Source organism: Nocardia sp. KT25-26, assembly GCF_056627695.1.
Map to the genome: position 1 here is coordinate 3,679,846 of NZ_CM152813.1, position 26,573 is coordinate 3,706,418.

A 26,573-nucleotide genomic window follows, 5' to 3' on the forward strand; every position below is an offset into this window, starting at 1 on the left:
GCGGCCTCGCCACCGGTAGCCGGAGCGCCGCGTCCAGCCCGCGAGCTCATCGTGGTGGGTGCGGGGCCGAATCTCCGGCGGGGCCTCCCGGCTGTTCCTGGGCTGCCGGTAAGTCCGCGATCCACAACCGTTGCAGCATGTGCCAGTCGGCCGGATGCGCGGCGATACCCGCCGCGAACCGGTCGGCGAGGAGTTGGGTCGTCTGCCGCACGCCACCGGTGGTGTCGATCGGGCCACCGACGTGGAACCCCCACCCACCCGGGGTGAACCAGCATTGGACCGGTAGCAGCGGTGCGCCGGTTTCGATCGCCAGCCGGGCGGCGCCGGTCGGCATCCGCGCCGTTTCGCCGAAGAAGTCGACCTCCACTCCGGTACCGGACAGATCGCGCTCGCCGAGCAGACCCACCATCCGGCCCGCGCGGAGCCGGGCGGCCAGCTGCTCGAACGGCGGCGTAGCCCCACCGGTGAGCGGAAGGATCTCGAACCCCAGTTGCTCACGGAACCGGACGAATCGCCGAAACAGGGATTCCGGCCGCAGCCGCTCGGCCACCACGGTCGGGGTGCCGACCCGCTGCACGATCCAGACACCCGCCAGATCCCAGTTCCCGCTGTGTGGCAGGGCCAGGACCGCCCCGCGGCCGTTCCGGACCGCCGTATGGATGTGGTCGAGCCCGGTCGCCGACGATTCGATGGTGTCGGCCAGCGCCACCGGGTCCATCGCCGGCAGCCGGAAGGCTTCGCACCAGTAGCGGGCATAGGACCGCAGGCTCGCGCGAATCAGGTCGTCGGGTACCTCGGCCGGCGGCACGGCGAGGACCCGGGCAAGGTTGCGGCGCAGCTGGTCGGGCCCGCCGTCCCGGGCGGCCCGGTCGGCTGCCAGATCGAACATGGCAGCCGCCCATCGCCGCGGTAGCGTCCGAACCAGGCGCCACCCGGCTGCGTAGCCGAGGTCCGATACCCGGGCCGACGGATTCACTGATCGGCACCGTCCGATGGGGCGGCGTCGTCCGGTATCACCGCACCCGAGGCGGTGCTGCGGAACACCGGGGAACACACGGAATTCTCGTCGGAAGCCGGAGCCGCCGGCGGCTCCTCGAGATGACTGAACAAGCCCGGCGGTGGTCGATTTCCAGCATTCATTCCTGAAGTGTCCTCCTGTTCGGCGCATCAGGGAAATCCGACAGGCGAACGACGACGCGACCCGCAGCCGCCGGGCTGCCGGTAGGTCGCGCCGACCGACGGTTACATCGCTTCGCGGAGGTCGTGCCGACGGTAGCGCAGACCGCCTCGCCGGCGACCCGGTTATCACCCTCTACGGGTGAGGCGGTTCCGCTCGCCCGGTGCCTACCGTGGTCGATCACGGTGCCGGAACGAAGGCGCTCGGGCCGACCTTCCCGCTCGAGAAGGAGTCGCTGTGCGGATATTTGTTCTGGGGGGCGACGGGTTCTGTGGGTGGCCGAGTGCACTGCACCTGTCAGCACACGGGCACCAGATCACTATCGGCGACAGTTTCGTACGCCGCAGCATCGACGCCGAGCTCGGCGTACGGTCGCTGACACCGATCCGGTCCCTGGACGAGCGGATCGGGGCGTGGCGGACGGCGACCGGCCGGGAGATCTCGACCATCGAGGTCGATGTCGCGCACGATTACGAGCGGCTGGTGGCGTTCCTGGCGGCGGAGCGGCCCGACGCCGTCGTGCACTTCGCCGAACAGCGGGCGGCGCCGTACTCGATGAAGTCACCGGCGCACAAGCGCTACACGGTCGAGAACAACCTCAACGCCACCCACAATCTCCTGGCCGCGGTGGTGCAGGTCGGGCTGGACACGCATATCGTGCACCTGGGCACGATGGGTGTGTACGGCTACGAATCGGTGCCGGTGGACCTGCCCGAGGGGTACCTGACGGTCAGCTATCCCGACCGCAACGGGCAGGCGCACAGCCGCGACATCCTCTACCCGACCCAGCCGGGCAGCGTCTACCACCTGACGAAGTCGCTGGATCAGCTGCTGTTCCAGTTCTATGCCCGCAACGACGGCCTCCGGATCACCGATCTGCACCAGGGCATCGTCTGGGGAACCCAGACCGCCGAGACCGACCTCGATCCGCGCCTGATCAACCGCTTCGACTACGACGGCGATTTCGGGACGGTGCTCAACCGTTTCCTGGTCGAGGCGGCGATCGGGTACCCGCTCACCGTGCACGGTTCGGGGGGCCAGACCCGGGCCTTCATCAACATCAACGACACCGTCGCCTGCATCCGGCTCGCGGTCGAATCGGGTGCCGAGGTCGCCGGGCGGGTGCGGGTGATGAACCAGGTGACCGAGACCCATCGGGTGGCCGACCTGGCGGATCTGGTCGCCCGGACCGTCGGCGCCGATGTGCACCTGGTCGCCAACCCGCGCGCCGAAGCCGACGCGAACGACCTCAGTGCCCGCAACGACCGGCTGCTCGGGCTCGGCCTGGCACCGACACTGCTGGAATCCGGTCTGCTCCGGGAATCGGTGGAGATCGCGCAGAAGTATGCCGACCGGGTGGACGTGACCCGCATTCCCTGCACGTCCTATTGGAACCGGAGCCGTCGGGACTCGGCCGCGGAGCCCGCCCATGGCTGACGACGACCGGCCCGAACCCGACGAGCAGGCCGCACCGCCACCCGACTACTTTCCGGGAGAACGCGGGCGCCGGGTACCGCGGTCGGCCTGGTGGGTGTTGGGCCTCGCCGCGCTGCTGCTGCTGATCTTCGCGGTGGTGCGGCCGATGTGGTTCACCCGGTCGCCGGACGACACCGGCCTCGATGTGCCCGACGACCGGCATTTCCGGACCAGCCTGGCCGATCTGGGCCGCACCGACGGCATCTGGCTGACCAGCGACGCCCCGTCGACCGGCTTTCTGGTGCCGCTCCCGGTCGATTCCGCACCGGACCGCGCCCGGATCCGGTTGTCCGGCACCACCCAGGTCGCCGAGGACAGCACGGTGTTCCTGATCGTCGCCGTGGACGGGCAGCAGGTCTATCAGCGCGAGCTGCCGCGCGGGGAGAACGGGCTGGACGCGATCATCGACATCCCGGAGCAGGCCGCCTCGGACGGACAGGCCCGGATCCAGGTCCGTACCCGCGGCGATCTGCACCACGAGACCTGCACATCGGACCGGGACCCGGGCATGCTCATCCACCTCGATTCCGGCACCATCGTCGAGGCGGCGCTCGACGAGCGGGTCCACACCGTGCGGGATGCGGTGGCGTCCTGGGGCCGCGACCTCACCGTGGTGCTGACCGGCCGCGGCGCCACCTGGCGCACCACCGCCGCCGACCTGGGCGTCGCCTTGACTCGCGCAGGGTACGACCTCACCTACGCCTACGAACCGCCGGAGCAGCTGCGGGACACCATCCTGATCGGCCCGGCGCAGCAACTCGCCGACCGTACCGGCTGGGCCGCCGCGGACCCGGGTGGGAACGGCCTGGCTCTGGGCACGATCGGCGATACGCCAGTCGTGGGGATCGTGGAGCCCGGGCCGGAGGTGGTGTCGCGGTTCCTCACCACCCCGGCGGTCACCACCGCCGATGGCGCGGTGAACGACCCGCGCGCCCTGCAGACACCGGCTCCGGCCGGCGATTCCGTCGGGCTCGGTGACCTGGGTGCGGACCTGACCGAGGCCGAGATCACCGAAAGCCATCGGTGGCGGGCCCGCTACTCCCTGGCCGATCTGCCCGGGGGCCGGCTGCCCGCCGCGCTGCGGGCCGCCCTGCAGTTGCCGGCCTCTCCCCCGGATCTGACCTGGCTGCTGAATGTGGAATTGAACGGGCGGCTGATCGACAGCCGCCCGCTCGAGCACACCACCGAACCGGTGGTCGTCCCCCTTCCGCCCGACGCACAGTTGCTCGACAACCGCCTGACGCTGACCGTGCAACGCGACCGCGATCTCGGCGGCTGCGATGTGCGGGTCACCACCTATCCGATCCAGCTGCTGCCGTGGTCGGCGCTCGAGCTGGGCGATGACCCCGGCGCCGGGTTCACCTCGGTTCCCCGGGATCTCGCACCCGGATATGCCGTGTACCTGCCCGCCGCCGATACCCAGGACACCGCGCAGCTGCTCACCGCGATGGTGCCGGTGCTCGCCGAATTCGTTCCCGCACCTCACGATCCCGAGTTCCGGTGGAATGCCGATCCGCACCCCGGCGCACCGTTCGTGGTGGTCGGCGACAGCCCCGCAGTGACGGCACCCATCCGGGTCCGGGACGGGCGCCTGACCGCCGGACCGGCCCTGGATCTGACCGCCTACCAGGACGGCATGGTGGTTCAGTGCGCGGCCGGCCCGGATGATGCGCGCGGCATATCGATCGGATTCGTCGGCGACACAGCGGGGCTCACCCTGCCCGAGTTCGGCCGGGAATGCGCCCAGGTGCTCACCGCGGGCGGCAATATCGTCGTCGATCCCGGTGCCGGGGTGGCGACCGAACCGGAAATCCCCGAGTGACCGCCGCACCGGCCGGCCGCGGCGCCCCCGCCGCGATCGCCGACTACTACCGGTCGGTGGACAGCGCACCGGCCGGCTACTCCGTCGACCGGCCCGCCAGTGCCAGCAACGGTTTCCTGGTCACCTTCGTCGGGCTGTGCATCGTGACGATGTGCCTGCAGACGGCGCTGCGGCACACCCACATCGCCGAGATCGACGATCTGGTGTTCTTCGCCGAGGGGCGCGGCGAGGTGGCGATGCCGACCCGGCTGTTCATCGTGGTCTTCTTCGTCACCTATGCCTGCTACGCCTACGGCAACGGATGGCGCCGGTTGTTCCTGGGCACATCGCTGCTCGGGAAGTTCCTGGTGACCTGCCTGTTCTTCGATGTGCTCGGCTGGGCGCTCGATCGTGCCGACATCCTGGTCATCTCGACGTTCGGCCAGCAGGTCGGGTCGGGCCTGGTCGCCCTGGCGATCCTGCCGCACACCATCCTCCGGCAGGCACAACTGCCGGCCGCGGCGCCGATGCTGATCGACCCGCGCACCCCGCGCAGCGCCTATGTCCGGCTGCTCGTCCCCCTGGTCCTCGCTCTGGTCGCCGCCGCGGTATTCGAACAGGCTTTCCTGAATGCGGTGCTGGATCTGCGGCAGTGGGCGCTGCTCGGCGGGATGGGCCCGGGAATCTTTCTCGCCCAGCAGATCTTCGCCGTGCTCACCGCCCTGCTCGGGTGGCAGGCGATCAAACGTTCCCGGCGCGGAACCTTCTCGCCCCCGGTCGCGGTGCTGGTGCCCGCCCACGACGAGGCCCACGACATCGCGGCGACCATAGCCGCGGTCGACCGGGCCGCCGGCAGCTACGCCGGGCGCATCCGCCTCTACGTCGTCGACAACGCATCCAACGATGACACGTTCGCGGTCGCCGAACGGGCGATCGCCGAGTGCACCACGATCAGTGGGGTGGTGCTGGAATGTCCGCAGCCGGGAAAAGCGGTCGCGTTGAACATGGGTATCGGGCAGATCACCGAGGACTTCATCGTCCGTATCGATGCCGACACCGTCATCGGCACCGGCTGTATCCGGACGGCGATGCGGCACTTCGCCGATCCCCGGGTCGGCTCGGTCGGCGGCCTCCCGCTGCCGGTACAGGAGCAGACCTGGATCGACAAGGTCCGCCTGGTCGAGGTGTATCTGCGGCACGGCTTCTTCCAGGTGTCGCTGGACGGATACCAGGGTGTTCTCGGTGTCCCCGGGATGTTCGCCATCTACCGGCGCAGCATCCTGATGCGGGTCGGCGGCATCGTGGAGGGCATGAACGGTGAGGACACCGACATCTGCATCCGGATGGACGCGGCCGGCTACCGCACCCTCGCCGACCCGTTGGCCACCTACTACAGCGAAACGCCGGTGTCCTACGCCCACCTGCGGGAGCAGCGGGTCCGCTGGTTCCGCAGCATCTACCATCTCGCGGCGCACAACCGGCAGGTACTGCTCGACCGGCGTTCCATGACCGGCAGCTTCGTCCTGCCGTTCCAGTTGGTGAATGCCGCGCGCCGGGCGATGCTGGGGCCGCTGCTGATCTTCGCCGTCGTCGTCGAGATCGTCTTCCGTGGCACCTACGGGGACCTGCGCTGGCAACCCGTGGTGGCCACGGTCCTGGGCATGCAGATGATCATGGCGGTATCGGTCTGTCTGGCCTGGCGGCTCGGTTCGGTCAAATACATCCCCGCATACCTGTGCTTCCGGGTTCTGCGCAGCTATTTCACCCTCGGCGCCGCGCTCAGTCTGGTCTACCCGCCGTTGCAGGTCCGGCGGCCGCTGCTGCGGCTCACCGATCGGCCCGCGAGTAGGCCGAAGCGCGGGCGAGTAGCTCCGGCCCGATCGCGACACCGGTATAGCGCTCGAACTGCCGGGCGGCCTGCAACGCGATCACTTCCGCCCCGGTGATCACCGGTTTCGCGGCCGCTCGGGCGGCCCGGATCAGCGGTGTCTCGCTCGGAAACGCGACGACGTCGAAGACGAGATCTGCGGCGTGGATCCGTTCCGCGGGGAAGGCCAGGACCTCGGCATCCGCCCCGGTCATCCCCAAGGGCGTCACATTCACCAGGATCCGTGCGTCGGTCCCCGGATCCTCGGGAACCCACCGGTAGCCGTACTTCTCGGCCAGCGCCGCACCGGTTGCCGGATTCCGGGCCTGCACCGTGAGGTCGGCGAATCCCGCCCCGCGCATCGCCGCCACCACCGCCTTGGCCATCCCACCCGAACCGCGCAGCAGTACCGGCGCCGCCGGGTCCGGGCCGTGTTCGGCGATCAACTGGGCGACGGCCTCGTAGTCGGTGTTCGACGCGATCAACCGCCCCTGCTCGTTGACGACGGTGTTCACCGATTCGATCGCGGCGGCCGAGGGTTCCAGCTCGTCCACCAGCGGAATGATCGCCTCCTTGAACGGCATCGACACCGAGCAGCCCCGGATGCCCAGCGCCCGCACCCCGCGGATCGCGCCCTCGAGGTCGTCGGTGGTGAACGCCTTGTAGAGGAAGTCGAGTCCGAGTTCGGCGTAGAGGAAGTTGTGGAATCGGGTGCCGATGTTCGACGGGCGCGCGGCCAGCGAGATGCACACCGACGTGTCCTTGTTCAGCATGCACCGATTCTGACTCCCGTAGCGATGTGCCGGTCAGCGACACCCCATATTCCCCAGAACCCCGTCGCTGTCACCCCCTGGTCCCGTTCCGGCGAGCGCAGCGGGACGCGACGGGCCGGAGCCGCTCAGCCGCGACTCTGCAGCAGGAACTGCACGGTCGCCTCGAACGCTGCGTCGACTCGGACGCGGTCACCGGTGGCGATCAGGTCCAGTTGCAGGCCGCGGATCTGGGCCAGCAGGAAGGTGGCCGTCCGGGACCGGGTTTCGGCCGGCCAGCCGAATCGGGCCAGTTCACGTTCGATGACGGTGAGCCAGTCGGTGACCAGCTGGGACAACGCGAAGCCACCGGTGTGCGTGCCGAGTGCGACCATTTCGAACAGGAGCAGGAACTGGCGCTGTTCCCGGGGACGGCACAGGTGGTCCCAGATGGCGTGGATCAGGTCGGTCGGGGTCTCGAAGGCCGCCGGATCCCGGTCGAGCAGGCGGCGTTCGAAGTCGGCCCGGATGTGGTTCAGCACCTCTTCGACGAGTGCGTCCTTGGTGTCGAAATGCCGGATGAGCGTGGCGTGGCTGACGCCGAGGGCCCGGGCGACCGGACGCAACGACAACTCGTGCAGGCCGTTGTCCAGGACGTACTCGGTGGCGGCCGCCAGCAGTTCCGGACGCCGGTGCCGGAACCGCAGAGTGCGGCCGTCGACGCGTTCCGGCGCTGCGTGCCCCACCAGGGTCGTTTCGGAATCGGCCACGAAGTAACCGTACCATCTGGTTACATAACCGAGTGGTACGGCTATTTCGGTGAGCCGGCCCGAGGGCTCGCGTGGCAAGGAGGCGACGATGAAGTTCGACGAGTACCGCACCTTCGATGCGGTGGGACTGGCGGAACTGGTCGAACGACGGGAGGTTCGGCCCGGTGAGCTGCTGCAGGTGGCGCTCGACCGGTGCGCAGCGGTCGACCCCGCGGTCAATGCGATCAGCCTGCTGATGGAGCAGAACGGGCGCGATCTGGCCGCCCGTACCGATATCGCCGGGCCGTTCGCCGGGGTGCCGTTCCTGATCAAGGACCTCGCCCAGGATTATGCGGGCTACCCCACCGCCGGCGGCACCGGCCCGCTGCGCACCGTCCGCGCCGAACGGCACAGCGTGGTGGTGGATCGCTGGCTGGAGTCCGGGATGGTGATCTTCGGCAAGACGACGACACCCGAGTTCGGCAGCAAGGCCGTCACCGAGACCCGCACCTTCGGCGCTACCCGCAATCCGTGGGATACCTCCCGCACACCGGGCGGTTCCTCGGGCGGTTCGGCGGCCGCGGTGGCGGCCGGCATCGTGCCGATGGCCGGGGCCAGTGACGGTGGCGGCTCCATCCGCATCCCCGCCGGATGTACCGGGCTGTTCGGACTCAAGGCCGGACGTGGCCTGATCCCGGCCGGCCCGCTGGTCAGTGACCCTTTGTTCGGCGCGGTGAGCGAAGGCGTGCTCTCCCGCAGCGTCCGCGACACCGCCGCGATGCTCGACATCCTGAGCCGGCCCGACCGCGCCGCCGCCTACGCGGTGCCGCGGCCCGACCGGCCGTTCCGCGAAGCTGTCGAGACGACGTCGCCGCGGCTGCGGATCGGGTTCACCAGCGACTCCCCGATGGGCACCCCGGTCGATGCCGAAGCAGTCACGGCGGTCGAGGAGGCCGCGACCCTGCTCGAATCGCTCGGGCACACCGTGGAACCCGCCACGCTGCCGGTCGACGGCCGGCAGCTGGCACTGGATTTCATGACCGCGTGGACCGCGTTCGCCGCGGCGCAACTCGACCATGCCTGCCGCACGGCCCGATCGTCGCCGACCGCATTCGATATCGACACCCAGCTGCTGGCCGCCGTCGGCCGGGCGGTTCCGGCGCCCGAACTGGTCGGCGCACACGCCCGCTGGAACGACTATATCCGGGCGCTGTCGGAATTCCACACCACCTACGATCTGCTGCTCACCCCGACCCTGGCCGAACCGCCGCTGCGGATCGGGCAGAACAGCACACCCGGCTGGGTCGGACCGCTGGCCGCACCGCTGCTGCGGGTGGGCGGCGGCCGCCTGTTCTCGCGCACCGAGCTGTACCGCGACCTGGTCACCGCCAACCTCGCCGCGGTCCCGTTCACCCAACTCGCCAATATCACCGGCCGGCCCGCAATGAGCGTGCCCACCTACTGGTCGTCCGCCGGGCTCCCGTTGGGCACCCAGTTCGTGGGGCCGCTCGGCAGCGAGTTCCTGCTGTTGCAGCTGGCTGCCGAGATCGAAACCGCGCGGCCGTGGTTCGATCGGGTTCCGCCGGAAGACGGGATGCGACAGCGAGTTTCCTGAGGGCGACCGGGGACGCTTCGAACCATCCCCGCCCGCGCCGGGCTCAGCCGGGGACCCGGGTCACCGCCAGGGCGGGTTCGTCCAGGCTCCCCAGAATCAAGGTGCCGTCGTACTCGACCACTCCGGTGACCATCGCGAATTCGGTTCCGTCGCGCTGAAGATCGTGCACGATCCCACCCTCCGGTGTGACGCCCAGGACCCATGCGGTGCGTTCCGGATCGGGGGTGAGGCGATCCGGCAGCGCCCACACCACGCGGCGCAGCACCCCGGGCAGTGGAAGCAGCGCGTCCAGCAACGGGTTGCGCAGCGAGGCGAGGGTGACCCAGATGAGTCCATCGCTACCGAGGGCGATGTTGTCCGGGAAGCCGGGAAGGTTGTCCACCAGTGTCTCCCGCGTACCGGCCTGCGGTCCGGACAACCGATACCGGTTCAGCCGATAGGCTGCGGTCTCGGCGACGATCAGCGAAGACAGGTCCGGCGTGAACGCCACGCCGTTGGCGAACTGCAGCCCGTCCAATAGGGTTTCGACCGTCCCGCCGGGCCGCAGGCACAGCAACCGTCCGGTGCCGGAATGTTCCAGGAGGTCACCGAGCCACTCGTCGAGCGGCCATCGGCTCGACGAGGTGGTGAAGTAGATGGTCCCGTCCCGCGGATCCTGCACGACATTGCTCGGAAAGGTCAACGGCTCGCCGTCGACCGTGTCGACCAGTACCTCGACCTCACGGCCCGCCCCCGGCCAGCGCAACAGCCCCCGGCCCGCGGTACAGATCAGCAACGACCCATCCGTGCCCGCGTGCAACCCGAGGGGACGACCACCCGTATCGACCACCTCGCTGACCGATCCGCTCTCGATATCGACCCGCAGGATCTCCCCCGAGGCGATACCCGTGAACACGGCGCCATCAGGACCCCGCACCACATCTTCCGGCCCGACACCCGGCAGTTCGATCCGCCGCACCGGCGGCATCGGCGGCGTACTCACCCGCCGCTTCGCCCGGGCCGGTGCGGGCGGTGGCGACCATCGTCGCGGCTGCATGCACGCTCTCCTTTCGACGGGCGGTCTCCGGACCGCCGCAGCCGCCATTCTTCCGCGGCTCAGGCAGCCAGGAGCCGAAACGGCCGCACTACGCCGCCGCCCGGTGAACAGGAGGAGACGGCAACCACTCACCGTTCGGATGCGGCATCCGGCGGTTCGTTGCCGACCCGGGCAACGTGCGGGCGCTTCGGCCCGCCGATGCCGGGGGGCCAGAAACACTGGTGTCGATCGGCGGGGTCCTTTCCGGCTAGTCTGGCTTCGGAGGGAGGGAACTATGTTGATCGATTTCGTGCCCGATACCGAGCTGTACCCCTTCGAGTCGCGGTGGTTCGACTCGTCTGCCGGGCGGGTGCATTTCATCGACGAGGGGCAGGGACCCACACTGTTGTTCTGCCACGGTGCGCCGACATGGAGTTTCGTCTATCGGCACGTCGTGCGGGCGCTGCGGGGCCGGTACCGGTGCATTGCTGTCGACCATCTCGGCTTCGGACTGTCGGAACGTCCCGACGGATTCGGCTACACCGTCGCCGAGCACACTCGAGTCCTCGGTGAGCTGGTCGACCACCTGGACCTGGACGGTTTCGTGCTCGTGGGTCAGGACTGGGGCGGCCCCATCGGCCTGGGTGCGTGTGTCGAACGGGCCGACCGGGTGCGGGGAATCATGCTGGGCAACACGTCGTTCCGGCCGATCGATGCCTGGGCCAATCGAGCCTTCAGCGCGGTCCTGGGGAGCCGCCCGATGCAACGGCGGATCCTGGAACGGAATTTCCTCATCGAACGCGTCCTGCTCGCGGACCTGCGCGACCGGCTCACTGCCGCCGAGGCCGACCACTACCGCCTGGTGCAGCCGACGCCCGCGACACGGCACGGCATGGCGATGCTGCCCAAGGAGATTCGCTCGGCACGGCCGCTGCTGGAGCAGCTCGCCCGGGAGGTGCCTGCGCGGTTCGGAGACAAGCCGGCATTGCTGGTGTGGGGCATGCGGGATCCGGCGTTCCCACCGAAGACCTACATTCCGCAGATCCGCGCCGCGTTCACCGACCTCGCAGTGGTCGAATTGCCGAATGCACGGCACTACACCGCGGAGGAGGAACCGGCAGCGCTCGCCGAGGCGATCGCGAAACGCTTCCCGTAGGGCCACCGTTGCGGTCACAGGTGGCACACCGACCGACCGAGACCGGGGTCGCCCAGCACCTCGAGGAGACGGGGTTGATTCTTGCCGACCTGTCGCGACTCGGGCCGCTGGCGATGATGCCCCCCGACACCGCGATGCCGAGCGGGCGTGTCTGCGCCGCCATCGAGGCCGCACCGGCCGGAGCCCGGCGGCTTCGGCTGCGCACTTACCCGATCGGGCGGCTGAACCACCGGGCAGCATATCCGGCAAGGGCCTCTCCCAGGACCGCCGGTCGATCCCGGGCGACGAGGTGTCCGGCGCCGGGAATCCGGGTCACGTCGGCATGTGGCACCAGCTGCCGGAACCTGCGCACATCCGCATCGATCACCGGTGAGCCGACACCACCGCGCACGAGGGCAACCGGCAGCTCGAGCTCGCCGGCGATCCCTTGCAGGAGTGCAGTATGGGCGAGGATGTCGTCGACGAACGCCCGGTGGTCGTCCAGGACTCCGGCCGAAGCGAGAAACCGGTGCACCCGGTGCGGCTCCAACACCGGCACGACATCGACCAGGACCAGGCCGACCGCCTGCCGCCGCGCCTTCGGGTCGCCGAGGGCCGCCAGGGCCCCGAGGCCGCCCAGCGAAGCACCGGCGACCAGGATGCCCGAGGGTTCCGCCGCCAACATCGCCGCGATATCGGCAGCGCACGGCCCGAACTCCCGCCTGGACCCGCCGCTGTCCCCATGGCCGCGCTGATCGTAGGCAACGCAACGGAATCCGGATGCAGCCAGGACCCGCATCACCGGTTCCCAGACCTGTCGACGCTCACCACCGGCGTGCAGCAGCAGCACGGGCGGGCCGGCACCCAGTTCCATCCCACGCAATACCAGATCCGGGCGGATGATCCGCCGCGGCCGCGAAACCACGCTATCCGCCATACCGACTCCTACCTTGGCTAATCAATGTAAACTATACCTTGATTAGCCAAGGTATAGTCGATTACGTGACCGCTTCGCGCCTCCGCCGCTCCCCCGACGAGGCGAAACGCCTCATTCTCGACGTAGCCGAAGATCTCCTGACCGAGGGTGGCGTGGCGGCCGTCCAGGTCCGCGCGATCGCCACCCGGATAGGTATCACCGACGCTGGGGTCAACCATCACTTCGGCAACCGCGATCGACTGCTGGAAGCCCTGCTCCGCCGTGGCGGACGGAAGCTCCGGTCCGGCATCGAGAGCCTGGTGCGCTCATGGGTCGAGCGGGATGCCGACCTCGGCGAACTGATCCACACCCTGGCGACCTTCTACCGCACCGGGTATGGCGAGCTCGCGGTGGCATTGCACGCAGCCGGCTGGCGGGACCCGGGAGCCGGACTGCTCGACCCGGTGGTGCAAGCCCTCCACGCCCGCCGCCCCGGAGCGGCCGAAATGCCGGTCGAAGACACTCGACTGGCGGTCGCGGCAGTTCACCAGGCGATCGCACTGGACCCGGTATACGGCCGAGAGTTCCGCCGCAGCGTCGGCCTCACCGAGGCCGACGCGGGCTCACCCGATGCTCAGCTGAGGTGGTGGACCACACACCTGACGAGCACGCTCGGGTTTCGATCGCTCTGACGAAACGGCCGGGTGAGACCGCCCGACTGCCGCAGCGCTACGCCGCCCGGTCCAGATGGTGCACGGAGTCGCCGACCACTGCGGATTCGGCGCCGGTCAGGGTATGGATGAAGGACAGCTGGGCGGCCCGGCCGCGGACGACGGCGCGGTCGAATCGCCCCGGTACGGTCCGGATCCAGATCATCCGGGCGAGGTTCGCCGGGATGCGCAGCACGGGATACCACGGCGGAGTGTAGGCGGGCAGGCCCAGCTGTTTCATGGCGGCGGGACCGAGGAACAGGGTGGCGATGGACAGGTGCTGGGAGCGGGCGATGCGGCGGCGCGGGCCGGCGAGGCGGGGGAAGTGCCACCCCAGGGGTTCGTCGCGCATCGGTAGCGCCAGTTGGGCGGAGGTCTCGTCGGGGTGGGTGATCGCGGTCATCGTGTGGTAGAGAATCCGCACGCTGTCGCGGAAGTCGTCGGGCAGGAAGCGTTCCTCCACGCCCATCACCCAGCCGACATAGCGGGTGAAATGGGCGCCGGCCTCGGCCTCTCGCGGGGTCAGCAGGTGCCCCATCGCCATGGTGCCCACCATCGGGGCGATCAGGGCGCCGACCAGGGTGGCGGCCATATCGGTCTGGTTGATCGGCAGGCCCCAGTCGTCGCCGCGCCAATCCGGGAGCGCCCGGACGTGCCGGCGGACGATCGAGTGGATCAGTCGCACATGCAGGGTGGACCGGAATCCCACACCTTGCGGCCGCATGCCGCCGGCGGAGGTGACATCCATCGCCCACTGCGTGGTTTCGGCGAACCGTTTCGCCGGGCCCTTCTCCAGTGCGCCGGTGCGGAGCAGTGTCTTGTTGAATCCCGAGGCGAGGTAGCCACCCAGGAACGACATATCGCGGGCGATATAGAGGCCGTCGCGGCCGCCCAGGCAGAAGGTGCGTTCGGCGAGCCGGATCTTGTCCGGGTCCACCCAGTCCGGCACCGTCTCGATGCTCTCGAAGAACTCACGCAGCGGACCGGGCGCGTCCGGAACGGCCGAGATCCCCTCGCGCAAAGCCCGTTCGAACAGTGGCCGGGTGGCCCCCATCCCCTCCTGGTACATCCACTCGACCAGATCGTCCATCGGCCGGTCGCCGGCGTTCAGGGCTTCTCCCAGTTCGCGGAACTGTGCCCGGGTGGGCTTGCGGACGCCGAACAGCCGGGCCACCGGGGCCAGGGCGAGACCGGGCACCGGCTGCGGAGCATCCGGGTGCCGAGTCGGAACGGTGGTTTCCATGGTGACTCCCTCTCCATCGAGGCGGCGGCGGCCCCGGGCTGTCGTGCCGATCGGTACCGCCGACCATTTCTGGCAAGAGTCTCTACCAATTTTGAAATTCTGGCAATGCCTCCTACCAAAATGAGATGCGAGGGCGGCATGCCGATGCGTCGTGGCAACGCCGGGAGCGATCCCCGCGCTCGGGGATGCCCCTGGGGCGCCGTGGAGTGCGTGCGGGCCGGTCAGCTCACTCGCCGGTGAGCAGCACGAAGATGTCGGTGGTGTGGTCGATCAGTTCGTCCCGCGTCATCGCCAGCTGGCCCTGCAGCCAGCTTCCGAGCGTGAGCACGAGCCCTCCGACCAGGTACCCGGCCCGGAACCGCAACCGGGTCGCGGCTGCCGCATATTCGCCGTCCAGGTGGTCGGCTGCCGATGCCGCCACCAGATCGGCGAAGGTCCCGATGGTCTCGACGGTGCGGGTGCGCAGTTCCGGGGTGGCGCCGCTGATGATCTGTGCGGCGATGCCCTTGTTCGGGTCGTCGGTCAGCACCGCGACGCCCGCGGCGATAGCGGTATGCGCGACCACCCGGGAATCGCCGCCCCGGGTCTGCTCCAGCGCGGCGCCGATCGCGGTGGACAGCTCCTCGGCGAGGCTGTCGAACAGCGCCGAGAGCACGGCGTCGCGACTGTCGAAGTGTTCGTAGTAGTACCGCTCGTTCAACCCGGCCCGCGCACACAAACCGGCGACGGTCAGCTTGTCCAGCCCTTGGGTGCCCAGAATCTCGAAGGCGGCAGCCTGCAGCGCCGCCCGCCGCTGCGCGCGCCGTTCGGCTGCCTTCACCCCGCCGTAGGTCCGTTGCGCGGTCACCCTGGAATCCTGACATATCCGCCCGGTCCGGCTACCACGGCGGATCACCGTAGCGCTGCCGGGCCGAGCCCCGCGCAGCTCGCCCCGCAGCCGAACCCGGCTTCCGAGCCTCGGGCACCGCCGCGATCCCGACGGTCGTAGCCGTCCTGCGCCGGGCTGCCGCCGAGTCCGGCGCTGGCCTCTGCCCCGAACCGACCCGGCCAGGCTGCAGCGTCCGGCCCGATGTCGCAGTACGAACCGTTCGGCTACTCGGTCAGCGGCTCGACGCCGCGCTGCCGCAGCATGAGGTTCATCAACCCCACCTCCCGGCTCTGGGCATGCAGCATGCCGCGCGCGGCTTCGAGCACCGGCCCGGACGTGAGGGAGTCGGCGGCCGCCTGCGCCATCAGGATGCCGCCTTCGTGATGGCGGATCATCAGTTGCAGGAACACGGTTTCCGCGGCCGGGCCGCGTGCCTCGGACAGCGCCGCGAGTTCGCCGAGGGTCGCCATTCCGGGCATCGCCGAGGACCGATCGTGCCGGTGCTGCGGCATCCAGGTCATCGGCCGGGCCGCGACCGGCGGTGCGTCGGCCAGGCGCAGCCAGCCGAGCATGGTGCCGATCTCCAGCCGCTGGGTGTCGGCGATCCGGCGGGCCAGGCGCCGCACCGCCGGGTCGACCGCCGGATCCAGTCGCTCGGCCATATTCACGGCCTGCTGGTGGTGCGCGGTCATGTCCTGGGCGAACCCGATCTCCAGGTCGGTCAGCACGGCGGGCGGCGCCGAGGGCGCGGCGAGCACATGATGCAATCCGGCACCCAGCGCCAACAACGCCGATGCCGCAACGGCGGCGACGACGCTCCGGCCCCTCATGAACCGACCGTGTTCTGCTGGTCGGGGGGCGGCGTGTAGACCCCGTTGTCCAGCTGCAGCGCCAGGAACCCGTTGTCCGCGCAGGTGGTCCACAGCTGGTTGCCGTGCCATTCGGGTGGGGAGAAGCACCAGTCGGTGGAGACGTCGCCGAACGCCAGCTGCCCGGTGCGCGGGGTCAGCGCGTCGTGCGGATCGAACTGCCCCTCGAGGACGGCGCGGGCCGCGGTGAACGTGCTCATCAGCGGAATACCGATCAACGAGGCGAGGGCATGCGGCGAGTTGGTCAGCTCCAGGTTGCGGCCGGTGCGGGCGGGCGGGTTGTAGTAGGCGATCTCACGGATGTCCGCCGGGTCGCGGACATCGAACACGCGGATTCCGGAGGAGATCCAGCCGCAGGCCAGGGCGGTGGGGTCGACGGGCCGGTCGGCGGCGCAGTAGTGCGATTCGTAGGCGAAGACCGAACCGCCCATCGACGAACCGATATTCGAGTCGATGTGCTGCGGCAGGTTGATCTCCAGTTTGATCCGCTGCACGATGCGCGGGTTCTGCTCATCGGATACGTCGACCAGTTTCACGCCGCCGGAACCGCCCTCGTCGACGGTGAACAGGTGATTGCGGCCGCCGTAGGTCACCGGCACGCTGTGCTGGGTGGCCCAGCCGTCGGTCCAGAACACCCGGCCGATGTGCGGAACATGCGGCTGCGGATCGCGGCGCTGCACCGCGCTGATGTCCAGGATGGTGAACCCACCCAGCGCGGACAGGTACATCCGATTGCCGTCCGGGCTGATCCCGAACCCGTGTGCTTCGATTCCGGTCAGGCCCTGCCAGATGACGTGTGGATTGCTGGGATCGGACACGTCGATGGCGCTCAGGAATCCCGGGGCGATACCGGATGCCCAGTAGGTGTTGCCGTCCGGCGAGAAACCGCCCTCGTGCGTGGCGATCGGCAACGGCATGCCGAGGTTCGTGCCGGGTCCGGGATTGAGCAGCCGCGGGCGCGCGCAATCGGAGATGTCGTAGATCGAGAAGTAGGCGGTGCCCAAGCCGACCGGGACGGCGGTGCCGGCCAGCAGATTCCGGGCCCGATTCACTTTCAGGCTCTCCCAGGTGCCGCCGAGCATTGCCGGCTCGGTGAGGGTGGTGGTGGGCACCGGGTTCCCGGGATCGGCGACATCGAGCACCTGGACGCCCCGGTCGTTGCCCAGCAGATTCCCGGGAAAGAACGAGCCGGTGTAGGAGCAGCGGTCGGAGGTGGTCGAGGTGATACCACCGCCTCGCCCGGCATAGCTCCCCACCAGGGACATATTGCATCGGTAACCGGCGGTGCTGCGGCGGGAGTTGCGGTCCTCGGCCGGAACATCACCCTGCAACCCCGTCTCCGGCATGGACCCGGGGCCGCAGTCCGCCCGCGGCACCGATTCGCGGCCGACCTCGAGGAATTCCCGCACCTGGGTGGCGATATCGGATTGCAGATCCGCCGAGGCACCCGAACCCGGCACCATGATCGCCACGGTTGCCACGGCGGCCAGCAGTGCCGCCGGCCGGGCCCATCGTGGTGCAAACGGTGAACGCACGATCCCACCCCCTGGAGTGGTCGAGGATGCCGGGCAACTAAGTTGTCGGCGATTCTTACTTCAGGGTAGGAAACCGGCGGCCTCCCGTGGCCGATTTCGCGAAGAACGATTTTCGGCGCACAGGAAACACCCAGCGAGCACCCAGGGAGTCGGGAGCAGCAGGTGTGATCATGGTGCGATGAGCGGTGACCGACCGGAGGCCAGGATTCTCGTCGTCGACGACGAGCCGATGATCATCGAACTGCTCTCGGTGAGCCTGCGCTTCCAGGGGTTCGAGGTCGCCACCGCGAGCGGCGGCGCCGAAGCGCTCGATACAGCGCGATCATTCCGGCCCGATGCGCTGATCGTCGACGTCATGATGCCCGGGATGGACGGTTTCGGACTGTTGCGGCGGTTGCGCGCGGACGGAATCGACGCGCCGGTGCTGTTCCTGACCGCCCGGGACGACGTGCAGGACAAGGTGACCGGGCTGACGCTCGGCGCCGACGACTACGTCACCAAGCCGTTCAGCCTGGAGGAAGTGATCGCCCGGCTGCGGGTGATCCTGCGCCGGGCCGGCCATGTGGCCGACGCCGACGTGCCGGTGCGGCTGCAGGTGGGCGATATCGCCCTCGACGAGGACAGCCACGAAGTCTGGAAGGCGGGCGCCCAGGTCGCCCTGTCACCGACCGAGTTCACGCTGCTGCGGTACTTCATGATCAATGCGGGCAGAGTGCTCAGCAAGCCGAAGATTCTCGATCATGTGTGGCATTACGACTTCGGCGGCGACGCCGGAGTGGTCGAATCGTATGTGTCGTATCTGCGGCGCAAGGTCGACACCACCGAACCGAAGATGATCCACACCCTGCGCGGCGTCGGCTACGTGCTGCGCGACCCCCGGGCGAGACGACCGTGACACTGCGCCGGACGGCCGGGCGATGGGTGTCGGCGGTGCCCTTGCGCATCGGGTTGGTGGTCGTTCTGGTCACACTGGCGGCCGCCGCACTGGCGGTCTCCGGGGTCACCGTGACCTCGGCGCTGTCGCGCTCCCTGACCGAACGCACCGACCAGCAGCTGCGCGACGGTGCGGCAACCTGGGCGGAACCGCGCCCGATGAAGCAGGTGGCCGACGCCGACGGCACCCTGCGCTGGGTTCCGGTGGATCGCCCCGCACCACCGCCGCCGCGCCCCTCCGCCGGCGATCAGCCGGTCCGGTTCTACGAGCTCCGGACCGGCCCGGACGGCCAGGTGTACTCCGAACTGCCGGGCGAGGCCGACGGTATCCGGGCCACCCCGGATCTGTCGGGGGTGGTCGCCGGCGAACAGGCCACCGTCGGTTCCACCGGTGGTGCGCCGGTGCAGTGGCGCGTGCTGACCACCACCAACGAATACGGGTCGACGACGATCGGACTGCCCGTCGACGACGACGCCGCGACGGTGACCGCACTGGCCCGGTTCCAGTTCGCGGTCGGTGCGGTGGTGCTGACGCTGCTGGGGTTCGCCGGCTATTTCGTGGTGCGCCGCAGCCTGCGGTCGCTGCTGCAGGTCGAACAGACCGCCGCCGCGATCGCCGGCGGCGACCTGCACCACCGGGTGCCGGTACGGGGGGTGCACACCGAGGTCGATCACCTGGCCCGTTCCGTGAACGCCATGCTGGCGCAGATCCAGCGCGGCGTCGCGGCCACCGAACAGTCCGAGGCGGCCGCCCGCGCCTCGGAGGAAACCATGCGCCGCTTCGTCGCCGACGCCAGTCACGAACTGCGCACCCCGCTCACCAGCATTCGCGGTTTCGCCGAACTCTACCGCCAGGGCGCCCACCGCGATCCGGATGCGGTACTGCACCGGATCGAGACCGAGGCCGAACGGATGAGCACCCTGGTCGACGATCTGCTGATGCTCGCCCGGATGGATGCCGAACGGCCCCTGCAGCTGCAGCCGGTGGATCTCCTGACGTCGGCCGGTGACGCCGTCCACAATGCCCGGGCCGCCGCGGCCGGGCAGCAGGCGCCCGCCCGCCCGATCGACCTCGAAGTGGCAGCCGGGACCGGCACCTACGAGGTGCTCGGCGACCCGGCCCGACTGCAGCAGGTGCTCGCCAACCTGCTCGGCAATGCGCTCACCCACACTCCCCCCGGCACCCCGGTGACCGTGCGCCTGACACCGGCCGCGGACGAGGTCCGTATCGACGTCATCGATACGGGACCGGGACTGCCTGCGGCGGCCGCCGACCGGGTATTCGAACGGTTCTACCGCACCGATACCTCCCGCACGCGGGCCAGCGGCGGCAGCGGACTCGGGTTGTCCATCGTCGAGGCCCTGGTCACCGCGCACGGCGGCCGGGTCGGCGTGACCAGCACGCCGGGGTCCGGTGCGACGTTCACCGTGTTCCTGCCCCGGCGCCCTGCCAGGGACACCTGAGTGCGTGGCCCCCACGCGGCCGGTTCCACGAAACCCGCTGTTGCGAGGTGGCGGACGACAGCGATGAGCGGTTCGGGAAGCCGGTCGAAGTCGACGCGGTCGCCGGCGATTCGGCTGCCCGGCAGATCTCCCACCGGGCGCCGCATGGCGCCGCCCGTAATTCCCGCCGTCGGGGATGGACGGGAGTTCCGGAGCGCATGTGGACCCGCCCCTCGGGGTTCAGCGGCGCCGCAGTGACGGATCGAGCAGTGCGGGCGGGGTGTCGTGCTTCTCGTGTGCGGCGAGGTCGGTGCCGGGGGCGACGATTGCGTCGATCGCGTCGAGTACATCGGCCGAGAGCACGGTGTCCGCGGCGGCGAGCTGCGAATGCAGGTGGTCCAGTGTGCGGGGGCCGATGATCGCACTGGTCACGGCGGGGTGCGCGGTCACGAAGCCGAGCGCGAGCTGGATCAGCGTGAGACCGGCCCGGTCGGCGACCTCGGCCAGTTGCTCGACGGCATCCAGCCTGGCCCGGTTGGCGGGCAGGGTGGTGTCGAAGCGCTCCGGCATGAACGTCGAACGGTTGGTGGTGACTTCCCGGCCCGCGCGGATCGCGCCGGACAGCCAGCCCGAGGACAGCGGGCTCCACACCAGCACACCGAGCCCGTATTCCTCGGTCACGGGCAGGACGTGGGTCTCGATTCCTCGTTGCAGGATCGAATAGCTGGGCTGTTCGGTGACATAGCGGCCCAGGTGGTGCTCGCGGGCGGCCCACTGGGCCTGCACGATCCGGTACGCGGGGAAGGTCGAGGAGCCGAAATAGCGGATCTTGCCCGCGCGCTGCAGGTCGGTCAGCGTGGACAGCGTCTCTTCGTCGCTGGTGTTCGGGTCCCATCGGTGGATCTGGTAGAGGTCGACATGGTCGACGCCGAGCCGGCGCAGACTGTTGTCCAGCTCGGTGACCAGCCAGCGACGCGAACTGCCCTGCCGGTTGCGTTCGTCGCCCATGGGCAGGCTCGCCTTCGTGGCCAGCACGATGTCGTCCCGGCGGCCGGCGACCGCCTTACCGACCATCTCCTCGGATTCGCCGTTGCTGTATGCGTCGGCGGTGTCGATGACGTTGATCCCGGCGTCGAGAGCGGCGCCGACGATGGCGTCCACCTCGTCCTGGGTCGTGCGGCCGATCTTGCCGAAGTTCATCGCGCCGAGCGTGAGCGCGCTGACCTGCACGCCGGTACGGCCCAAGGTGCGGTACTGCATAACTGTGTTCCTCCATTACGGGTGCAGCGTCGGTGGGAATACGTGGCTTGGTTGCCGGTCCCCGCTCTGCCATCATGAGAAAGCGGAACGTGGTTCCAGTAACAATACGGAACAACGTTCCACTTTGGCAACCCCGGTAGCGAAGGAGTGGTGCGATGAAAGACACGGACGGGAGCGCGGGACCGGCAGCCCAGCCCAAGCGGAAGGACGCCCGGCGTAACAAGGAGGCCCTGCTCGATGCGGCCGCGGCAGTCTTCGTCACGTCCGGCGTCGACGCTCCGGTGCGTGATATCGCGGCCGAGGCCGGCGTCGGGCTGGGCACGATCTACCGCCACTTCCCCACCCGGTCGGATCTCATCATCGCCGTCTACCGGCACCAGGTCGACGCCTGCGCCGAGGCCGGCCCGGACCTGCTGAGCACCAGCGAAACCCCCTACGCCGCACTGGCGCAATGGATCGACCTCTTCGTCGATTTCCTGGTCACCAAACACGGGCTCGCCGCCGTGCTGCAATCCGACAACGCCGGCTTCGACACCTTGCACACCTATTTCCTCGACCGCCTGGTGCCCGCCTGCACCCAACTACTCGACGCCGCGGCCGCCGCCGGCGAAATCGACTCCGCTATCGATGCCTACGAGCTCATGCGCGGCGTCGGGAACCTCTGCATCGGCGCCGACAGCGATCCCCGCTACAACGCCCGCCGGCTGGTCGGCCTCCTCATCGCCGGACTGCGCCGACCGCGCTAGCCGGATCCGTCCCGGCCGGAACCCGGTGCGCCGCATGCAGCGGTCCGCTGCGCGGTAGGGGAACCGGCCTCGGGAACATCGTCCCCGGGTTCCCAGCCGGCTGCCAGGTTCTCCGCAGCGGCATCGGAGCTTGCTCCGGTTGTCTGGAACATGACCACTCGATGAACACGAGGCGACGGCCGGTGCGCGCCACCGCTGCGCCCTCGAGGAGGTCCCGACAACGGAGTGAGGAGCGTATGAGCCTGTTCGCACCACGACCGGCCGCCGGCGCCGCCCGCGAGGCCGGGTTCGCCGCGACCCGGACGGTGAGCGCACTACACGCGTTCAACCGGTACGAGATCAAATACCTTGCCGAGGAACGACATATCCCGCGACTGCGGGAAGCCCTCGCGAACCACATGGACGGTGATGCGCACAGCCCGGCCGGTGGCTATCCCGTGACCAGCGTCTACTACGACACTGCGGACCTGCGTTTCTACCGGGAGAAGATCGAGGGCCTGAAGTTCCGCCGCAAACTGCGGATCCGGGGGTACGGCGCTCCGGAAACGGTCACCGACGCGACACCGGTATACGTCGAGATCAAGCAGCGTGTCAATCGGGTGACCCAGAAGCGGCGGATCCAGCTGCCCTACCGCACCGCCCGGCGGCTCTGCACCGGCCGGTTCGAGCACGACATCGACGGCCGGAGCGGGGTATTCGCGAACGAAGTGACCGAACTGGTGCGCACGCTCGAGCTGCGCCCCATCGTCACCACCGGCTACCTGCGCGAGGCGTTCGTCGGCCGGGACGCCGATCTGGGCCTGCGGGCCACCATCGATCACCGAATCCACGGCCGGGACCGTGATCTCGATCTGCGAATGCGTTCGGAGAACCGGTTCACGGTTCCGCCGCATCTGGCGATCGTGGAGATCAAGGCCAACGAGCGGGTGCCGTACTGGATCACCGATCTGACCGCCCGACTGGACATGTCGGTGGTCCGGATCTCCAAGTATTGCCAGAGCGTGCAGGCCTACGACCTGGCCCCACGATCCCGCTACCACGCCGTGGACGAACCGGTGAATCCGCGTGCCCCGATCGACTTCTCAGCAGCTCGGCCCGGCCGCGGGCATTCGAATCACCCGCAGGGAGTTCCCGCATGACCATCGACTTCCAGGACCTGTCCGGCACCTTCACCGCATTCGACATCGTGGTGTCGTTATCGCTGGCCTTCGTACTTTCGGCGGTCATCGGCTACGTCTACAAGCGCACGCACCGCAATGTCTCCTACAGCCAGTCCTATGTGCAGACGCTGGTACTGGTCGGGATGATCACCAGCCTGATCATGCTGGTGGTGGGGTCCAATATCGCTCGTGCGTTCGCACTGGTCGGCGCGCTGTCGGTGATCCGGTTCCGGAATGCCATCAAGGAAACCCGTGATGTCGGGTTCATCTTCCTGGTGATGGCCATCGGCATGACCACCGGCACCCGGTTCTACACCCTGGCCGTCGCCGCCACCGTCGCCATCGGCCTGGTGCTGGTGATCATGTACCGATTCGACTGGTACAAGCTCGATATCCGACGTCAGGTGATCAAGGTGCAGGTGCCACCCGACCCGGGATATCTCGCCCGCGTCGAAGACGTCCTGATCGCCACCTGCAGCGAATTCGATCTGGTGAGCACCGAGACCGTGCGATCGGGTGCGCTCAACGAGCTCTACTACAGCGCCCGGCTGAAACCGAAGGTCACTTCGGGCCAGGTGATCGACGAACTGAGCGGAATCAATTCGGGTCAGAAGGTCACCGTCCTGACCGGCTACGACCAGACCGACATCTGACCGTGCAGGAGACCCCCATGACGGTGCCATCCGACGACCCCGACCGACCGGGCACCGGCGCGGCGCCGCGGTGGCGGCACCGCCTGCCCCGGTCGCTGCGACAGCACTGGAAGGTCCTGGCAGTATTCGCGGCGTTCGTCCTCGCGACGGCCACCGTATTCGGCACGGCCCGGGTGCGGCCCTATTACACGAGCGACACCGCGCTGATCACTTCGACGATCACCGAGAACGTCACCGGTACGGTCGATCTGTTCGATCCGGAAGTGGACCATGAGATCTCGGTCGACATCGATCCCGCCGAGTACCGGGACCTGCTGGACAGCTACCTCGACAACGGCGAGAAGACCTGGGTGACCGCGACCGTCACCGTCGACGGGACCACCCTCACCGATGTCGCCGTCCGCTTGAAAGGCAATTCGACGCTGCGGAGTCTGCGCACGGGCGATGATCGGACCGGCATGCCGGGTAGCAGTGCAACGACCGGCCCTCGCCAGGCACCTGCCGGCGGAACGGGCGGTGGTCCGCCCGGTATCGTCTCACTCGACGCCGACGATCCGGCGAGCCTGCCACTGCTGCTGAGTTTCGACCGCCACGTCGCGGGCCGGGCCTATCAGGGAATGACCGAACTCTCGCTCCGTCCCGGGTCACCGGTGTTGAACGAAGCGGTGGCGCTGGAATTCACAGCCGAATCCGGGCAGGAGAGTCAACGGTACGGCTATGTGGCCTATTCGGTGAACGACTCGGATACCCGAACCCGGCTCATACTGGAGCATCCGGACGAGCAGTATGCGCAATCCCTGTTCGATGGCAACGGGGTGCTGTACAAGTCCCGGGCCGGTTCGGAACTCCGTTATCGCGGCGACGACCAGACCGCCTACACGACGGACTTCGAACAGATCAACGGTGCCGGGGCGAAGGACCTGCAGCCACTCATCTCGTTCCTCGAATGGCTGGACGGAGCCGACGACGCCACATTCGACGCGGAACTCGCCGACTGGTTCGACACCGAGTCCCTGGCTCGGTATCTCGCCACCCAGAATCTCCTGGTCAACTTCGACGATATGGGTGGCCCCGGCACCAACTACTACCTCTGGTACGACCTGGACACCGGCAGGTTCTCGATCGTGTCCTGGGACCTGAACCTCGCATTGACCAGCACATCGACCGTGGGAGCACGCGATGAACTCGGGCCGACGACGGGCATCGCGCCGGACGGGCAGGCCGCTCCGGGCGGGGGCGATAGGTCCGGGCAGCCCCGGATGGGGAACGAACTGAAGGACCGGTTCCTCGCCTCCGAGGCATTCCGGGAACAGTACGAGGATGCGTACCGCGAGCTGTACCAGGAGTTCTTCGCTACCGGCCGGATGACCGACCTGGTCGCCGAAATCGCCGCCACGGTCCCCGTCACCGACGGCACCGACGCTTCCGCCGTCGCGGACGCGGCAGATCGGCTGGGACGCCTGGTCTCGGAACGCACCGGCGCCCTTGCCGAGGACGAGACGATCACCGGAGACTAGCAATGCTAGTCTGACGATCATGAGCATTCAGTCGAGGCGGGCGCGGGAACGTGCCGAGCGGCATCGGCTGATCGTCGACACCGCCCGGGAACTGGCCGAGAACGAGGGCTGGGATGCGGTCACCGTCCGGAAGCTGGCCGACCGGATCGAGTACAGCCAGCCGGTGCTCTACAGCCACTTCGCCGGTAAGAGCGCGATCGTCGGCGCGGTGGCCGAGCAGGGGTGCGCGGAACTCGCCGTCGCGCTCCGCCGGGCCCGGACCGCAGCAGCGGACCGGGACGCGGCGCTCACCGCGGTCACCGCCGCCTACGTGGCATTCGCCGCCGCCGAACCCGCCCTCTACGAAGCCATTTTCGTGCTGGACACCGACCTGGTCTTCGGCCCCGGTGCGCCGGAAGCGCTTCGGGACGCGTTCGCCGAACTCGCGGCCACCTTCGAGCCGTTCGCCGACGGGGCCGATGCGGAAACCTTCGCCGAGACCTGCTGGAGCGCCCTGCACGGCCTGGTCATGCTGGAACGGCGGGGACGGTTGCGTCCGGGGTTCCGCGACGACCGGCTCGACATCTTCTGTCGCAGCGTGCGGCGGTCGTAACCGGAACCGGCATCGGGGTGGTGACGCCGGCCAGCATCCGCACGAACAGGGACGCATGATCGCTGACGGTGACCCCCGCGCTCCACAGTTGCCGCAGCCCCGACTCGTGTCCGCGATGTGACCGGGTACCACACGCATCGGCGGCGACGTAGGTGTCGAAACCCGCAGCGTGCAGGGCCAGCGCCGCAGGTGCCGCGATATCTTCGAGTACCGCCCCGGCGACGAGGATCTTTTCCCGGCCGGTCGCCCGAACGGCCGCGCGGACCCGATCGTCGTACCAGGCATTCACCGTGTTCCGGTCGATGGCGTCGGAATCGGGCAGTGCCGCGACGAGCGACGGAAGCAGGTTGCCGAACGATGAGGCGGATCGCATCGTCGACACCACCGGCACGCCCAGCCGGACCGCCGCCACCGCCGAATCCACAATGTTGCGGCCGAGTTCGCCGTCGGTGATGTCCAAGACGCCGGACAACAAGGCATCCTGCTGATCCACCAGCAGCAGCGCAGAATTCTCTGCGGTCAACGCGGACATGTCGTGCATTCG

At 68.8% G+C, this 26,573-nt stretch carries 24 protein-coding genes; 13 read left to right on the forward strand and 11 right to left on the reverse strand.

The features are described 5' to 3' along the window. Positions 1–46: 46 nt before the first annotated feature. Entirely contained in the window at positions 47–976 is a 930-nt protein-coding gene (locus AC1HFH_RS16760; RefSeq protein ID WP_480243721.1) for a phosphatidylinositol mannoside acyltransferase, read from the reverse strand. 438 nt (positions 977–1,414) lie between these two features. On the opposite strand from AC1HFH_RS16760, the gene AC1HFH_RS16765 reads away from it, so the two are divergent. Genes AC1HFH_RS16765 through AC1HFH_RS16775 form a run of 3 tightly spaced genes read left to right on the forward strand, consistent with a single transcriptional unit; the run spans position 1,415 to position 6,400 of the window. After that, complete coding sequence (locus AC1HFH_RS16765; RefSeq protein WP_480243722.1) at positions 1,415–2,614, forward strand: NAD-dependent epimerase/dehydratase family protein; 1,200 nt, start codon at positions 1,415–1,417, stop codon at positions 2,612–2,614. After that, positions 2,607–4,475: a hypothetical protein gene (locus AC1HFH_RS16770; protein WP_480243723.1), complete on the forward strand. Its 1,869-nt coding sequence runs from the start codon at positions 2,607–2,609 to the stop codon at positions 4,473–4,475. The genes AC1HFH_RS16765 and AC1HFH_RS16770 overlap by 8 nt, the downstream gene beginning before the upstream one ends. Then, the gene (locus AC1HFH_RS16775) at positions 4,472–6,400 is read left to right on the forward strand and encodes a glycosyltransferase family 2 protein (protein WP_480243724.1); all 1,929 of its coding nucleotides are present in this window, start codon (positions 4,472–4,474) and stop codon (positions 6,398–6,400) included. The genes AC1HFH_RS16770 and AC1HFH_RS16775 overlap by 4 nt, the downstream gene beginning before the upstream one ends. Here the strand turns inward: AC1HFH_RS16775 and AC1HFH_RS16780 are convergent. Next, complete coding sequence (locus tag AC1HFH_RS16780) at positions 6,282–7,094, reverse strand: shikimate 5-dehydrogenase (protein WP_480243725.1); 813 nt, start codon at positions 7,092–7,094, stop codon at positions 6,282–6,284. The genes AC1HFH_RS16775 and AC1HFH_RS16780 overlap by 119 nt on opposite strands. Positions 7,095–7,219: 125 nt before the next feature. Next, entirely contained in the window at positions 7,220–7,840 is a 621-nt protein-coding gene (locus tag AC1HFH_RS16785) for a TetR/AcrR family transcriptional regulator (protein ID WP_480243726.1), read from the reverse strand. An 88-nt stretch (positions 7,841–7,928) separates the two neighbouring features. Between AC1HFH_RS16785 and AC1HFH_RS16790 the strand changes: the two genes are divergently transcribed. After that, entirely contained in the window at positions 7,929–9,434 is a 1,506-nt protein-coding gene (locus AC1HFH_RS16790) for an amidase (RefSeq protein ID WP_480243727.1), read from the forward strand. A 43-nt stretch (positions 9,435–9,477) separates the two neighbouring features. Here the strand turns inward: AC1HFH_RS16790 and AC1HFH_RS16795 are convergent, their stop codons facing one another. Further along, positions 9,478–10,470: an SMP-30/gluconolactonase/LRE family protein gene (locus AC1HFH_RS16795; RefSeq protein ID WP_480243728.1), complete on the reverse strand. Its 993-nt coding sequence runs from the start codon at positions 10,468–10,470 to the stop codon at positions 9,478–9,480. Between the two features lie 274 nt (positions 10,471–10,744). Here AC1HFH_RS16795 and AC1HFH_RS16800 point away from each other — a divergent pair, with 274 nt between their 5' ends. After that, on the forward strand, positions 10,745–11,605 hold the full coding sequence (locus tag AC1HFH_RS16800) for a haloalkane dehalogenase (RefSeq protein WP_480243729.1): 861 nt from the start codon (positions 10,745–10,747) through the stop codon (positions 11,603–11,605). Positions 11,606–11,810: 205 nt separating this feature from the next. Here AC1HFH_RS16800 and AC1HFH_RS16805 read toward each other — a convergent pair whose 3' ends face one another. Next, positions 11,811–12,521, reverse strand: a complete 711-nt coding sequence (locus AC1HFH_RS16805) for an alpha/beta fold hydrolase (RefSeq protein ID WP_480243730.1) — start codon at positions 12,519–12,521, stop codon at positions 11,811–11,813. A 65-nt stretch (positions 12,522–12,586) separates the two neighbouring features. On the opposite strand from AC1HFH_RS16805, the gene AC1HFH_RS16810 reads away from it, so the two are divergent. Continuing rightward, complete coding sequence (locus AC1HFH_RS16810; RefSeq protein WP_480243731.1) at positions 12,587–13,192, forward strand: TetR/AcrR family transcriptional regulator; 606 nt, start codon at positions 12,587–12,589, stop codon at positions 13,190–13,192. Positions 13,193–13,229: 37 nt separating this feature from the next. On the opposite strand, the gene AC1HFH_RS16815 is transcribed toward AC1HFH_RS16810, so the two are convergent. The 4 genes from AC1HFH_RS16815 to AC1HFH_RS16830 all read right to left on the reverse strand — a co-directional run bounded on the left by AC1HFH_RS16815 (position 13,230) and on the right by AC1HFH_RS16830 (position 17,653). Continuing rightward, positions 13,230–14,453 carry an oxygenase MpaB family protein gene (locus tag AC1HFH_RS16815; RefSeq protein ID WP_480243732.1) on the reverse strand — a complete coding sequence of 408 codons (1,224 nt, stop codon included), beginning with the start codon at positions 14,451–14,453 and terminating at the stop codon, positions 13,230–13,232. 226 nt (positions 14,454–14,679) lie between these two features. Beyond that, the gene (locus tag AC1HFH_RS16820) at positions 14,680–15,300 is read right to left on the reverse strand and encodes a TetR/AcrR family transcriptional regulator (RefSeq protein WP_480243733.1); all 621 of its coding nucleotides are present in this window, start codon (positions 15,298–15,300) and stop codon (positions 14,680–14,682) included. A gap of 245 nt (positions 15,301–15,545) precedes the next feature. Next, positions 15,546–16,151 (reverse strand): DUF305 domain-containing protein, encoded by a 606-nt coding sequence (locus tag AC1HFH_RS16825; RefSeq protein ID WP_480243734.1) that lies wholly within the window; start codon positions 16,149–16,151, stop codon positions 15,546–15,548. Beyond that, entirely contained in the window at positions 16,148–17,653 is a 1,506-nt protein-coding gene (locus AC1HFH_RS16830; protein ID WP_480247875.1) for an LVIVD repeat-containing protein, read from the reverse strand. Before AC1HFH_RS16830 ends, AC1HFH_RS16825 begins: the two co-directional genes overlap by 4 nt. Before the next feature lie 250 nt (positions 17,654–17,903). Between AC1HFH_RS16830 and AC1HFH_RS16835 the strand changes: the two genes are divergently transcribed. Together AC1HFH_RS16835 and AC1HFH_RS16840 are read left to right on the forward strand one after the other, a co-directional pair. Next, positions 17,904–18,620, forward strand: coding sequence for a response regulator transcription factor (locus tag AC1HFH_RS16835; protein WP_480243735.1), 717 nt, complete (start codon positions 17,904–17,906; stop codon positions 18,618–18,620). Positions 18,621–18,655: 35 nt separating this feature from the next. Beyond that, complete coding sequence (locus AC1HFH_RS16840) at positions 18,656–20,122, forward strand: sensor histidine kinase (protein WP_480243736.1); 1,467 nt, start codon at positions 18,656–18,658, stop codon at positions 20,120–20,122. Between the two features lie 219 nt (positions 20,123–20,341). On the opposite strand, the gene AC1HFH_RS16845 is transcribed toward AC1HFH_RS16840, so the two are convergent. Beyond that, positions 20,342–21,361: an aldo/keto reductase gene (locus AC1HFH_RS16845; protein ID WP_480243737.1), complete on the reverse strand. Its 1,020-nt coding sequence runs from the start codon at positions 21,359–21,361 to the stop codon at positions 20,342–20,344. Positions 21,362–21,516: 155 nt separating this feature from the next. On the opposite strand from AC1HFH_RS16845, the gene AC1HFH_RS16850 reads away from it, so the two are divergent. From AC1HFH_RS16850 to AC1HFH_RS16870, 5 genes are all read left to right on the forward strand, one after another. After that, on the forward strand, positions 21,517–22,107 hold the full coding sequence (locus AC1HFH_RS16850; RefSeq protein ID WP_480243738.1) for a TetR/AcrR family transcriptional regulator: 591 nt from the start codon (positions 21,517–21,519) through the stop codon (positions 22,105–22,107). 236 nt (positions 22,108–22,343) lie between these two features. After that, a complete protein-coding gene (locus AC1HFH_RS16855) occupies positions 22,344–23,246 on the forward strand; it encodes a VTC domain-containing protein (protein ID WP_480243739.1) in 903 nt (300 codons plus the stop codon). Further along, positions 23,243–23,920 carry a DUF4956 domain-containing protein gene (locus AC1HFH_RS16860; RefSeq protein WP_480243740.1) on the forward strand — a complete coding sequence of 226 codons (678 nt, stop codon included), beginning with the start codon at positions 23,243–23,245 and terminating at the stop codon, positions 23,918–23,920. The genes AC1HFH_RS16855 and AC1HFH_RS16860 overlap by 4 nt, the downstream gene beginning before the upstream one ends. Before the next feature lie 17 nt (positions 23,921–23,937). Beyond that, complete coding sequence (locus AC1HFH_RS16865) at positions 23,938–25,437, forward strand: CotH kinase family protein (RefSeq protein ID WP_480243741.1); 1,500 nt, start codon at positions 23,938–23,940, stop codon at positions 25,435–25,437. Positions 25,438–25,456: 19 nt separating this feature from the next. Continuing rightward, on the forward strand, positions 25,457–26,029 hold the full coding sequence (locus AC1HFH_RS16870; protein WP_480243742.1) for a TetR/AcrR family transcriptional regulator: 573 nt from the start codon (positions 25,457–25,459) through the stop codon (positions 26,027–26,029). Here the strand turns inward: AC1HFH_RS16870 and AC1HFH_RS16875 are convergent. After that, positions 25,944–26,570, reverse strand: coding sequence for an isochorismatase family protein (locus AC1HFH_RS16875; RefSeq protein ID WP_480243743.1), 627 nt, complete (start codon positions 26,568–26,570; stop codon positions 25,944–25,946). The two genes, AC1HFH_RS16870 and AC1HFH_RS16875, sit on opposite strands and share 86 nt — an antisense overlap. Between the last annotated feature and the right edge of the window lie 3 nt (positions 26,571–26,573).